Here is a 12634-nt window from a genome sequence, read left to right on the forward strand (position 1 = left end):
TTAAAGAATTATCTCTCTTAAGAAAAAGAAAAATGACAAAGCAGTGAAAACTTTCCAATTAGCTTGGTAAACTTTGTCATTATTAAAATTCAATGGCTATGCCAACACCCATCTTGGTGGGTAGACTGGACATAGTATCACTTTATTAGCGGTCAAAAAATCTATGGTAAGACGTCGCCAGCAAAACTCATCACAAAATAAGCCATCCACCGGCTTTGTTCGCATTATTAGTGGTTTATGGAGAGGTCGTAAACTGCCAGTTCATGACGCCCAAGGACTTCGCCCAACGACTGATCGCGTCAAAGAGACGCTATTTAATTGGTTGGCACAAGAAGTTCCTGGTGCAAAATGTCTCGATTTATTTGCCGGCTCCGGTGGACTCGGGTTTGAAGCTGCATCCAGACAAGCGGAATCAGTGACACTGATTGAGCTCAATCCGACCGCTTTTAAACAAATTCAGCAAAATATCGCTGCGCTCAACGCCTCAAACGTGCAAGTGGTGAATAGCGATGCGCTGACATTTCTGCAACAAGTTGGCACACCTCAACATATCATCTTTATCGACCCTCCATTTCGCCAAGGTTTACTGAATGAAACCGTAACACTTTTGGAGCAAAACGGCTGGCTTGCAGACGATGCAATGATCTATATTGAAACTGAAAAAGAACTTCCTCTTGATGGCATCCCAAACAATTGGCGCCTACACCGTGAAAAAACGGCAGGCCAAGTGAGCTATCGACTCTTTGAAAGGACTTCCGAATGAAAGTGTTACTCGTGTTAGCAAAAGCGGCCATTGCTTTTGTTTGGTTTATTTTATTACTTAATATTTTTATGCCATTCCCAGGGAAAGCGGCCATTGCGCTTTATATTATGACAGCATTTTTATTCATCATGCATGGCCTGCAAATGCTGATTTTTATTGGCGCATTCGGTGATAAGATAAACATGAGCCGTTGGGAGAAATGGTCAATTCTTGTGTTTGGAGTCTTCTCACTGCTCGATATTCGCCGTAAACACATGATGTAACCCCTCGCTATAAAAAGGAAAAAGCCGCACACTGCTTGCCAGTTGTACGGCTTTTTTCATTGGTAAATTTAACGGTATTCTTTTTCCTACATACCCATATAGCTTTTCACGCCATTGAGGAACATTTGGGTCGAAATCATTACCAACAGCAGCCCCATTAACCGCTCTACCGCTTTCAGCCCTCGCTCACCTAATACCTTATGGAAGAAGTTATAGAACATAAGAATGAGGAAGGTTCCGCCCCACGCTAGCAGTACCGCGCCAGAGAGCTCTAATAATTTATCGGGATGCTGAGTCGAGAGTAAAAGCAGCGCGGCAATAACAGAAGGCCCAGCAATCATTGGTATTGCCATCGGGACGATAAACGGCTCCTCACCCGCAGCCAAACCGGTGATGCTGCCTGCGCTTGGGAAAATCATCTTAATTGAGATGATAAATAAAATAATACCACCAGAGATGCTCAAGGTTTCGGGTTGCACGTGCAAAAAGCCCATAATGCTTTTCCCAGCAAAGAGAAACAGCATCAAAATAATCAGCGCAAAGAAAAGCTCACGAATTAGGACCACTCGACGGCGCTTTGGATCAAGATGCTTCAATATCGATAGCATGATCGGCAAATTGCCAAGTGGGTCCATGATTAAAAATAGCATGGTTGCAGCCGATAGAATTTCCATCTCGCACAACTCTCATTAGTTCAAAGTTGGCGCAGTATATCAGCCTAATTTACAGATTTCGATGCTAGTCACAGCCAGTGTTTATAAAACCACAGATGCGGTGATCAAAGCTTGAGCCAACAGATAGCTGCCCGAAATTAAATAGCGGCCAAATGGAAGAGGACGACGGTAATCATGAATAGCTAACAAAAGGGCTGACAGTATTAGCACTAAGCTACCCACAAATCCGCACAAAGCCCCCATGGTATGAGCTTGTAACCATAGCTCACCGGAAGCCCACGCCAATTGGATTAACATCAACCCCATGATAGCAACGGGAAAAATTAATGTATCAATTTGGGGAAGTAGCAGGAAAAAGGCGACGATACCGGCTGCAATCAGTAATGCGGGTAACCACCACACCATCGCCCCTGAGAGTTGCAACCAAAATGCCTTGCTGTACATCAGCTGCGCTAAAAGAAAGCTAGTAAAACACACTCTTGGGTAGCGCTGTAGTACGTGCAAACTATCAGCGAAGGCGGATACGCATAAACCGAGGCTAATCCATAACATCGGAGAAGATAACTGATTTGTTTGGCTCAATAAGATAGTAACCAACAGCAACATACTGAATGTTTTAAACATTACTGCTTGTTTTATGTTGTTACTTTCAAGTGCAGAAATACTGATGAATCCTGACAAAGCAACGGAGAGCCAGCTCCACATGTCATTACCCCTTTATGAATCTGCCGCCAGTGTAGGGATGTGGTCGTTGAAGTCCAGCATATGACTACAAAAGTTGGATCTTGATAGCGAATCCACGGATTCACTTCGCGTTGTTTAAAACAGATAAATAATAAGCCACCGACTAATACTTATCCAACAACATACACTTTTACAGCCCAGCACCACCCCACCATAGAAAACACTGTTTTTTATTGCATTTAAAAAGAAATACCAACCACAAAACGCATATATCACTAGCAATAAAATTTAAATTTTAAATAAAAACAAAATAAAAACATATAGTTAATAAAAAAACCATCATAAAATCGAACAACCTAACCAGAAGCAAAGTTAAAGCGATAATCATGAGATTAACATCAATAAATACCGACTTAACCAGACAGCGACAAATCCACCACTAAAAATCCATTCATTTTTTCTCAGAAAATGAGAATTAACCAAACTTTGACATGGTGAGATCCACTAAGCATTAAAATCAGAAAAAACCATACTAATAACAATAATTCAAACTTAAAAATCCAATAAAAAACAATAATATAAAAAATAATAGATCAAAACAAACCCAACAAGAACACTATACAACCACCCTAAAAACACAACTAAACATAGTCAATATTGGCTAATAAAGGCTATGTTTAGTTGTATTTTTAGATACTTCATCAAATTGAGGTTGATCAAGCCACTAAAGTAGTGCTATTGTAAAAGACATAAGATAAATTCACTAATTTAAAGGAGCAGTGTTATGATTTCTTCATCTCAAAAACAGGGACTTGTAATGATCGCAGTTATCGTTGGACTAATGACACTGCCGATGATGTACTAAGTACTGAATACAAAAAATGGGGATGCACATGCATCCCCATTTTTTTATCAAATTTTTAACTATCTCATTGTAAATGTTTAGATAAAACTTCCCAATGTATGTAGTAAAACGCCAATGCAGCAAGTGTAATCAGAGTCATCAATGAAATCGCAACACGCCAAATAAAACGGCCACTCCGTGGGGTCAACTCCTTCTCACACTCTCCACAAACATTAAGAAACTCTTTACGATTATCTAATTGGTACCCCTCTTCATGTACCACCTTATTACGAATTGTCGCAATATAACGCAGCTTACTAATCACATCGTGTGGCAAGCGCTCTTCACAACTAGTGATCAACTGGTGAAGGCCTTTACCGTTGGCGTGGTACTGCTCTCTTAATAAGGTTTCTAATTTACGCGTTCGCAGTACAACTTGTTCAATATCAGACATGACCGCCCTCCTTTGCCAATCATAGTGGAGCTTAACTATCTGTATCATACTTTTTCGAAGGGTTATGACTTATTTTAGTTGGCTAACCTACCAATAAAGTGTGATATCAGCCGAAAAAAAATTCTCTAAACAATTCTAGATCACGCTTTGCTGAGACTTATAACTCTTTAATATATGTTGCTCGTTAAAATAGTGACTTCATCCCTAAGGAGTGCATCATGCCATTTTTCTTGATTATCACAGTAGCTTTACTGGCCATTGCAGCAGCTTGGGCATTTAACCATTTTTATCGTCGGCACATGCAAGGTGAAAATGCTCCCGAGCGTACAGCCAATATCACCATAATCGACAAACAATCCATTGTTACTCCCCATCCTCGCCCCGGTGAAGGAGACCAAGAGTTCTGGATTTATGTCCAGAAAGGCAAAATAGGCCCTAAACGAGAATTCCAAGTTGGCGTACATTATTACCATGCATTAAACCCAGGTGACCAAGGGACGCTGACCTATTGCGGTCATAAATTTCTACACTTTGCTCTCAAACGCTAAGGGAGTAGCCAACGCGTTTTAGCCGAACGGGAAACAAGCCAGCTGACAGCGAGTGATCCCGCACCACTGACGATAATCCACAACGGAATAACCCAAGCTGGATACCCTTGATCCCATCCATATGCCTTCACGGGCCATAAGAAAATCGGATGTAAAATATAAATGCCCAAGCTGTATTGACTAATAAAACTCACCACTTGGTTTGTACGGGCAGATAACCCCTCACCAAAATAACGGCACAGCATAAAGACCATGCTGGCGGCTAACACCACATTTAGCGTCTTATAAGAAAGCCAGCGTCCTATCGTATACTCACCAGCCGCAATACTATGGCTCGTCACCATCCATACCGTCGTAAATAGAGCAATGCCTCCAAGTAACGTGGCCGTTGCGACCGATAGACGATTTAACGGCACTTTTTGATAAAGGATATAACCTAAAGGTAAGTAACCAGAAAATAACCACAGTTCATGACTCCAGGGGCCATCAATCCCGAACAGGAATAAGGTGGTCGTAAGTAACCATACACCGACCAACGCATACAAGGCTTTATCATCTACTCGTCTCACTAAGACTTGCAGAAATGGAATCACAAAATAGAGCGGAATAAAGTAGTAGAAAAAGCCAAGATGGTAGTAAGTCGCATGCTCAGGGCTATGGATCAATACATCTTTCACCACTTGAGCATTAAACCCGTCAGCACTCCAGCCGGACAAATAAGCGTAAAACAACGACCAAATTAAAAATGGCAGTAACACTTTGCCTAAACGTCGCTTTACATAATATTTCGCATCAAAAGGGCGTCTATCACTGAGCATTAATGCCCCGGAAATAAGAATGAATACCGGAACAGCCCAACGGCTAACGCTATTAACAGTGATCGCGGTCAGCCACTGCTCAAAAGGAATCTCACCAAATTGCTGACGATAAGGAGCCAGAACATGAATGCCAATAACAGCAACCGCTGCCACACAACGGAGAAGGTCAAAAAAGAGGACGCGCTGTCTCATAAGCTACTCATTTGAAAAGAAACTTGTCTGACTATAGCAATAAAAACAAAGACACAGCGAAGCACTGCGTCAAATTTAAGTTAAAAAGTATTAAACCGTTTGTAATGAAGCTTTAGGTAATTTGAAAGAAATTAAGGTCGTGATGGCAAGAAAAGCAAATGATACCCATAAACACGCCGCCAACCCAGCCACTTGAAACACGTAGCCTGAAAGAATAGTGCCAATTAAGCGCCCCATGGCATTGGCCATGTAATAGAATCCAACATCCAGTGACACGCCATCACCTTTGGCATAACTGACAATCAAATAAGAGTGGAGTGAAGAGTTAACCGCAAAAACAGCACCAAACAACATCAGCCCGATGACAATCACCCACTGCGGCTGCCAACCTATTTGTACACAATAAGCAATCAAAGCTGTGATTACGGCAAGTAAACCAACCCACCCGACAGCCGCGCTGCCATCCGGTACTTTTCCTTGCGCTTTTCCTGTTATGCGAGGTGCAATACTTTGTACCATACCGTAACCAATTACCCACGCAGCAAGAAAGCCACCTACCCAAAAATGGTCCCAACCAAACACAGTGCCAAGATAAACAGGCAAAGCAACCACAAACCAAACATCACGAGCACCAAACAAGAATAAGCGCGCCGCAGATAAAATATTTACTGAGTCTGATTTAGAAAAAAGCTGGCTAAATTTTGGTTTGTTTTTCGCTTTGCCAAGATCGGTATCGAGTCCAATTAAACTACCAATCAACACCAAACCAAGCATACTCGCCATTACAATCACTGAATATTGGAAGCCAAACAAAGACAGCAGTACTCCACCAAGGAAGAAACCAACCCCTTTCAACGCATTTTTAGAGCCAGTTAGGATGGCGACCCATTTATATAATGCGCCTTGCTGATCATCAGGAACCAACATTTTGATGGCACTTTTGGCACTCATTTTGTTGAGATCTTTCGCAATGCCTGAGAGTGCTTGCGCCGCCATTACCCACACAATGGTTAACCACTCATTGGGAACCGCCAGCATACTCAACGCAACAATCTGCATCAGCAAACCGACGTTCATGGTTTTATTCAAGCCTAAACGTGCTCCTAGCCAACCACCGATCAAGTTAGTTACAACACCAAAAAACTCATAAAACAGAAACAGAGAAGCGATGGCGAGTGTGCCGTAACCCAAGTCGTGAAAATACAGCACCACCAGCATGCGTAAAGCACCATCTGTTAGTGTGAAGTTCCAATAATTAAACGTCACTAAAATGTATTGTCGGATACTTTTTTCCAATGTTGAAAACATAAGATAGCCACTGTAAGCATTGAAAGGAGAGGTTAATGAGCTTTGAGAACATCATAGTCCCAAAGCTCATCATATTAGGCAGATTGAGCAACAGCCTGGATATAGTCACATTGAACTGGCTTGGTAAAAGCCCCCGGACGCAGCGCTTGAACACGTTCAATAATCGTATTGATATCCCAACCACGATCTAACAAAAGATGAGCAGCTAGCAACCCTGTTCGACCAGAGCCTCCCATGCAGTGCAGCGCAATTTTTTGCTTGTTGTCCAACAGTGACTGCAATTGTGGTTCAATGTTTGCCCATTGAGAGGCAAAGTCAGCATCAGGGGCACAATCATCTTCAATAGGTAGATGGAACCACTGCATAGCAAGCGATTGGGTCATTTCACCTAACGCTAATACGCCTTTCTCTTGCATTTCACTAGTATTGATTGCCGTCACAAGCGCGGCTACCCCTTGCGCTTTTAGCTGACGCAGTGATGTTTCCAAGCTTACGCTCTTCGTGCCCGGACATGGTGTAAGGATTAATGCCGCTTCATCAACCGCTAATTCCCAAGTTGGATGTGTCATTTTTAGCTCCCTATACCAAGCCAACATTACGGACTAACTCTGCGGTGCGCGTTGCATAGCCCATTTCATTGTCATACCACGCGTAGATCTTCACCATGCGTTTACCGATCACCATCGTTGACAGTGCATCGACAATGGTTGAGCGTTGATCTCCTTTATAGTCAATCGACACTAATGGACGTTCTTCATAACCAAGAATACCTTGCAGTTCACCTTGTGCTGCTACTTTCAGCAGTGCATTGACTTCTTCCGCTGTGGTGTCTCTTTTGACATCAAAGATAATATCGGTCAACGAGGCATTCGCCAGCGGCACACGTACCGCGTGACCATTAATTTTTCCTTCCAGTTCTGGAAATATTTCGACAATGGCAGTCGCGCTGCCTGTGGTAGTCGGAATTAAACTGGTACCACAAGCACGAGCGCGGCGTAAATCTTTATGCGGCGCATCCAAAATAGTTTGTGTGTTGGTTAGGTTATGAATAGTCGTAAATGAAGATTGCTCAATGCCTAGTTGCTCATGAATCACTTTAACAATCGGGGCAATACAATTCGTTGTGCAAGAAGCCGCCGTGACAATACGATGCAGCTGTGGATCAAAAATATGGTCATTGACCCCGGCAACAATATTGGCAATACCCTCTTCTTTAACAGGCGCAGAAACGACCACTCGCTTTACTCCCTGCTCAAGATACTGATTCAAAAAAGAGCGGCTACGGTGCACGCCCGTCGCCTCAATAACGACATCACATCCCGACCAATCAACACTGGCAATTTCACGCTCTTGAGTCGTTTTAATACGTTGACCATTGATGATAATCATCTCTTCTTCTGCATTAACCGCATGCTGCCAACGCCCTTGCACAGAGTCAAATTCGAGCAAATGAGCCAAGGTCTTAGCATCACCAGCGACATCGTTGATCTGTACAAATTCTATTTCTGACCAATCAAATGCGGCGCGCATTGCCAAACGACCAATACGGCCGAATCCATTAATTCCTACTTTAATCGTCATAATCATATCTCTTGTTCAGGCACATGGGCGCTGAGTTTCTGTCTGTAAACGTTGACTGTCAGCAGCATATTGCTGCTGCAGACAATTTGAATTTTTAAGTCCTTCAATTACTTTACGCAACCAACCAGGTAATTGATTAGATACTTGGTAATAGACCCACTGTCCACGGCGCTCATCCACCAGCACCCCAGATTGACGAAGTAGGGCTAAGTGGCGTGATATCTTCGGTTGGCTTTGTTGCAGGGCGCCCGTTAACTCGCACACACATAAACGTCCTTCACGGGCAATAAGCAACAAGCACCGCAGGCGGGTTTCATCGGACAACATTTTAAAAAACTGATGAGGCAACATGTTTCAATCTCATATATGCGTATATCCATATATATAAGAAATAAAAAAACACGCGTCAAGGCGCGTGCTCTTCATGTCATAAAAAATTCACGTTAAATTAAGCGATTCACATCTTGGCTCCAACGCAACGCGGCAGACAATTCGTCACTGACAACGCCTAGCTCCAAACCAAGCGCATCACAATGCGCTTCCACACCTTGCCAATCGGCTTGTTCAAAGCACTCTTCTAGCGCTAACAGCTCACCAATGGGGCCTTCACGCCTTTGCAGAGCTATTTTCACCGCGTCAGAAAGCTGTAATTGTTCGACAAGTTCTTCAATAGAGATATCCAACAGAGCATCCAATACTGAAAAAAGACCAATCAAAAAAGCCTGTTCACGGCATTCGCATAATGAGTGATGGCTTGCCATCAACTGACAAAACTTAGCCCGCTGCAGCGATAAGTTATATAACTCTTTCGGCTTCTTGGATGAAACGAACGAAGCCACGGCCAGTGAAATAAACATTTTCAACCGGTCTTGACCAAGGTAAATCAGAGCCTGACGAAAAGAGGAAATCGGCATCGAAAGGCGATCTGACATGGTATTAACAAATCTGAGCAGTTTGTATGATAATGCGATATCTTGCGATATAATGCACTCAATTCGCTCAAAATCGACGTCAAGTTTACACACTTCACGAAACAGCTCTAACGCGATAATTTGCTCGGGACTAACGTAGCGCTGCTTAATGATCTGTGGCCTACTGAAAAAATAGCCTTGGAAAAAAGCAAAACCGGCGGAGCGCGTAACATTAAATTCATGCTCCGTTTCTACTCGCTCAGCCAAAAAGCGTCGCTTACTTCCTTCAGCTATCCGCTTACGAACAAATTCGCACGCTTCTTCTAAGCCCAGAGCCATAATATCGAGTTTGACGATGTGTATATAAGGCAGGAATCGCTCCCACTCTGGCGAATACACAAAATCATCCAACGCCACAATATAACCACGCGTATAAAGATCTTTGATCGCATCCAATAACTCATCACTTGGAGTACAAGTTTCCAACACCTCAACCACGATTTGATCTCTTGGTAAGGTCAGTGGCAAGCGACGAATTAAACTCTTATAGGGGAAATTAATGAAACAACGAGATTTGCCAATTGCAGGGTTCATCCCAACAGAAAGGAAGTTTTCAACAATCAGACGATAAGTGGCACGATTTGACTCAATATGAGCAGGGAAAGCATTATTTTCTCCGTCTCGAAAGAGGAGTTCATAACCAAGCGTGTGTTGCTTCGCGTTGAGAATCGGCTGTCGAGCTACGTAGGTGTAATACATCTAACTAACGACTTGAGTAAGTAGCAACATGTTAAGACTTCGCCGCAGCAAGTAACGCACCGCACCCAACAAACATTGATCCGAACACTTTATTGATTTTACTCATAACGCGGTCAGAACGAATAAAACGCCCCATCTGAGCCGCTAATGAGGTGTAACCAAACATCACAATAGAATCAATCACCACAGTGGTAACACCCAATGTAAGTAGCTGAGTCAGTTGATCTTTGCTTGGGTCAATAAATTGAGGAAAAAGTGCCACTAAAAAGACAATCGATTTGGGATTGGTCAAGTTAATCAATACCGCACAACGCAATAAGGAGCCACTCGACAGTGCTTGTTCGGCAGCACTGGTCACTAAACTGGAATGATCTCGCCATTTTTGGATACCAAGCCAAACCAAATAAGCCACACCAACCCACTTGATGATGCTAAATGCCAACGCTGATTGTGCTACTAACGCACCGATTCCCGCGCCAACCAAAATAATATGGAACGCTAGCCCTATCTGCAAACCAACAATCGCCGCCAGAGATTTGCGAGTACCATAACTAAGCCCATTGCTGATGGAATTGACTGTGCCCGAGCCGGGCGCCAAACTAAACACAATCGCGGTCAGCACATAAGCGAGCCAAACATGAGTATCCATTGCAATTCCTCTCGACTAGACTAATCTAGCGTAAATAAATTATCCCTCGAATCTGTCCAATAAAGAATATCTATGAATCAGACGAGTCCAAACACTCCATCTTATACTCAAGAGTCATCTTTTGAGCAAGTGATCAATACCACGATCGCCGACTTCTGGCACTCCAAAGAAGAATATTTCATCAACTCTTTTGATAAAACAAAAATTTATTGCTGCAAGTTCACCTCATCCGAGCATTCGAAAGCGATTGTGGTGGTGAACGGTAGAATTGAGTCATGTTGGAAGTATCAAGAGCTGTTTTATGACCTTTTCCAACAAGGGTACGACATTTATTCCTTTGACCATCGTGGTCAAGGGCTTTCTCAACGCCTAATCGACAACCCACAAATGGGCTATGTCGAGGAATTCGATGACTATGTCCAAGACTTGCACCATCTGATCCAATATTTTGATCTTAGCCGTTATTTGCATCGTTTTATTGTAGCTCATTCCATGGGGGGAGCTGTTGCAACACGATATGTGCAAACACATCCCGAGCATAATTTCGACGCCATGGCACTCAGCGCCCCGATGTTTGGCGTTAATATGCCTTGGCAGTTACGCTCAGTGGCGATGCAACTGAGCCAAGTGTTAACAGCAATCTACTCGAAACCAACCTACGCTCCGGGCTATCATGCTTATACTCCGAAGCCTTTTGAAATGAACCCTTTAACGCAAAGTGAAGTACGCTACCGTTGGTTTAGAGAGCTGTATGAACACAAACCAGAGCTGAAAATCGGTGGCCCAACGACGCGCTGGGTATGGCAAGGATTGATGGCTGCCAAACAATGCCAGTTACTCACTCGACAAGTAAAACTACCGACTTTAATTCTACAAGCTGGGCAAGACACAATTGTCAGTAATGCCGATCAAATTCGCTTTGCGACTAAATTGGCAAAAACCAACCCAGATAGCCAATTAGTTACCATTAATGAAGCTAAACATGAGCTACTTTTTGAGAAAGATGACTACAGAAACCAGGCTCTTGATGCAATATTTGAACTGTTTCAGCAGATAGAAAGCAAAGCCTAAATGGTGGGGGAAATGGGGAAATTTCAATTTGCAGTTTTACCCTCTTTTTCCTCTTTAATATGGCGTAGACTAGGCAACCTAAAGGTTTGTTCATTACCAGAGCGAACAAACCAAAATAACCATGATAATGAGGGTTTTATGACCACCGAACGCAAAGATAACGCTATTCACATTGTAGCTTCCGATCTCGACGGGACTCTGCTTGCCCCAAATCATCAGTTGAGCGACTTTACAAAGCAAACACTGAAAGAGCTGCACCAAAAAGGCTTTACCTTTATCTTTGCAACCGGTCGTCACCACGTAGATGTAGCAGGTATTCGTCAGTTAGCGGGCATCCCCGCTTATATGATCACCTCAAATGGTGCTCGCGTGCATGACCAAAACGACAACTTAATGTACAGCAAGAATGTTCCACAAGATCTCGTTCAAGCGATAATTGACGTTGTTAAACAAGACCCAAAAGTCTATGTCCATATCTATCGAAATGAATCTTGGCTATTGAATAAAGAAGACGAAACCCTGCGTAATTTCCATAAAGAGAGTGGTTTTAACTATCAAGTATTTGATATAGACCATGCCCCTACCGATGGCATTGCGAAAGTTTTCTTTACACACCCAAGCAAAGATCATGAGCTACTCACTCAATTTGAAGACCGTCTGAACGAAAAATTTGGTGATAAGCTCAACGTTGCTTTCTCAACCCCTTGGTGCTTGGAAGTCATGGCGGCCGAAGTATCCAAAGGTGATGCGCTTAAAGTGGTAGCTGAATCGCTTGGTTGTACCCTCGACAACTGCATCGCTTTTGGCGACGGCATGAATGATGTCGAAATGCTATCCATGGCAGGCAAAGGGCTAGTGATGAATACATCGCATCCAAAAGTGATGAAAGCACTGCCAAACAATACCGTTATTGGTAGTAACGCTGAAGATGCTGTCGCTCATTATCTGCGTGAACATTTATTCTAGTCATCAACGTTTGCATGCTCTCTAGAGTGCGCCGCTTGGAGCCCACAACGCAGTAGCGAATACCAACCAAAACCAAGGTTTTGTTCGCTGACTGTTAATTAACGTGGGCTTAAGTTCAGTTCTAAGCACCCACTGTGCCATAATATTGT

General features: G+C 43.1%; 15 protein-coding genes. 5 read left to right on the plus strand and 10 right to left on the minus strand.

Features of this window, described 5'->3' with window-relative positions; all coding sequences use genetic code 11:
• Positions 1 to 163 precede the first annotated feature (163 nt).
• Together rsmD and AACW06_RS11995 are read left to right on the plus strand one after the other, a co-directional pair.
• The gene (gene rsmD, locus AACW06_RS11990) at positions 164 to 763 is read left to right on the plus strand and encodes a 16S rRNA (guanine(966)-N(2))-methyltransferase RsmD (protein WP_053311428.1); all 600 of its coding nucleotides are present in this window, start codon (positions 164 to 166) and stop codon (positions 761 to 763) included.
• Positions 760 to 1026: a DUF1145 domain-containing protein gene (locus tag AACW06_RS11995; protein ID WP_168523750.1), complete on the plus strand. Its 267-nt coding sequence runs from the start codon at positions 760 to 762 to the stop codon at positions 1024 to 1026. The genes rsmD and AACW06_RS11995 overlap by 4 nt, the downstream gene beginning before the upstream one ends.
• A gap of 86 nt (positions 1027 to 1112) precedes the next feature.
• On the opposite strand, the gene AACW06_RS12000 is transcribed toward AACW06_RS11995, so the two are convergent.
• From AACW06_RS12000 to AACW06_RS12010, 3 genes are all read right to left on the minus strand, one after another.
• Positions 1113 to 1700, minus strand: coding sequence for a YhgN family NAAT transporter (locus AACW06_RS12000; RefSeq protein ID WP_053311426.1), 588 nt, complete (start codon positions 1698 to 1700; stop codon positions 1113 to 1115).
• An 81-nt stretch (positions 1701 to 1781) separates the two neighbouring features.
• A complete protein-coding gene (locus AACW06_RS12005; RefSeq protein WP_192075231.1) occupies positions 1782 to 2405 on the minus strand; it encodes a lysoplasmalogenase in 624 nt (207 codons plus the stop codon).
• A gap of 908 nt (positions 2406 to 3313) precedes the next feature.
• A complete protein-coding gene (locus AACW06_RS12010) occupies positions 3314 to 3682 on the minus strand; it encodes a DUF4145 domain-containing protein (protein WP_192075232.1) in 369 nt (122 codons plus the stop codon).
• Positions 3683 to 3900: 218 nt separating this feature from the next.
• Here AACW06_RS12010 and AACW06_RS12015 point away from each other — a divergent pair, with 218 nt between their 5' ends.
• Complete coding sequence (locus tag AACW06_RS12015) at positions 3901 to 4230, plus strand: DUF2500 domain-containing protein (RefSeq protein WP_192075233.1); 330 nt, start codon at positions 3901 to 3903, stop codon at positions 4228 to 4230.
• On the opposite strand, the gene AACW06_RS12020 is transcribed toward AACW06_RS12015, so the two are convergent.
• The 7 genes from AACW06_RS12020 to rhtB all read right to left on the minus strand — a co-directional run bounded on the left by AACW06_RS12020 (position 4227) and on the right by rhtB (position 10448).
• Entirely contained in the window at positions 4227 to 5240 is a 1014-nt protein-coding gene (locus tag AACW06_RS12020; protein ID WP_192075234.1) for an acyltransferase, read from the minus strand. The two genes, AACW06_RS12015 and AACW06_RS12020, sit on opposite strands and share 4 nt — an antisense overlap.
• Positions 5241 to 5330: 90 nt before the next feature.
• Positions 5331 to 6548, minus strand: a complete 1218-nt coding sequence (gene arsJ / locus AACW06_RS12025) for an organoarsenical effux MFS transporter ArsJ (RefSeq protein WP_192075235.1) — start codon at positions 6546 to 6548, stop codon at positions 5331 to 5333.
• 74 nt (positions 6549 to 6622) lie between these two features.
• Positions 6623 to 7117: a cyclin-dependent kinase inhibitor 3 family protein gene (locus tag AACW06_RS12030; protein ID WP_192075236.1), complete on the minus strand. Its 495-nt coding sequence runs from the start codon at positions 7115 to 7117 to the stop codon at positions 6623 to 6625.
• Positions 7118 to 7127: 10 nt separating this feature from the next.
• Entirely contained in the window at positions 7128 to 8129 is a 1002-nt protein-coding gene (locus AACW06_RS12035; protein ID WP_192075237.1) for an ArsJ-associated glyceraldehyde-3-phosphate dehydrogenase, read from the minus strand.
• A 15-nt stretch (positions 8130 to 8144) separates the two neighbouring features.
• Positions 8145 to 8480, minus strand: a complete 336-nt coding sequence (locus tag AACW06_RS12040) for a metalloregulator ArsR/SmtB family transcription factor (protein WP_192075238.1) — start codon at positions 8478 to 8480, stop codon at positions 8145 to 8147.
• Between the two features lie 92 nt (positions 8481 to 8572).
• Positions 8573 to 9799, minus strand: a complete 1227-nt coding sequence (locus AACW06_RS12045) for an EAL and HDOD domain-containing protein (RefSeq protein ID WP_176312197.1) — start codon at positions 9797 to 9799, stop codon at positions 8573 to 8575.
• A 31-nt stretch (positions 9800 to 9830) separates the two neighbouring features.
• The gene (gene rhtB, locus AACW06_RS12050) at positions 9831 to 10448 is read right to left on the minus strand and encodes a homoserine/homoserine lactone efflux protein (RefSeq protein ID WP_192075239.1); all 618 of its coding nucleotides are present in this window, start codon (positions 10446 to 10448) and stop codon (positions 9831 to 9833) included.
• A 72-nt stretch (positions 10449 to 10520) separates the two neighbouring features.
• On the opposite strand from rhtB, the gene AACW06_RS12055 reads away from it, so the two are divergent.
• Both AACW06_RS12055 and AACW06_RS12060 read left to right on the plus strand, forming a co-directional pair.
• A complete protein-coding gene (locus AACW06_RS12055) occupies positions 10521 to 11519 on the plus strand; it encodes an alpha/beta fold hydrolase (protein WP_192075240.1) in 999 nt (332 codons plus the stop codon).
• 138 nt (positions 11520 to 11657) lie between these two features.
• A complete protein-coding gene (locus AACW06_RS12060) occupies positions 11658 to 12485 on the plus strand; it encodes a Cof-type HAD-IIB family hydrolase (RefSeq protein WP_192075241.1) in 828 nt (275 codons plus the stop codon).
• The last annotated feature ends 149 nt before the right edge of the window (positions 12486 to 12634 follow it).

Origin of the sequence: Vibrio sp. S12_S33 (genome assembly GCF_963889785.1) — a bacterium.
In the GTDB taxonomy this organism is placed as follows: Bacteria; Pseudomonadota; Gammaproteobacteria; order Enterobacterales; family Vibrionaceae; genus Vibrio; species Vibrio aestuarianus.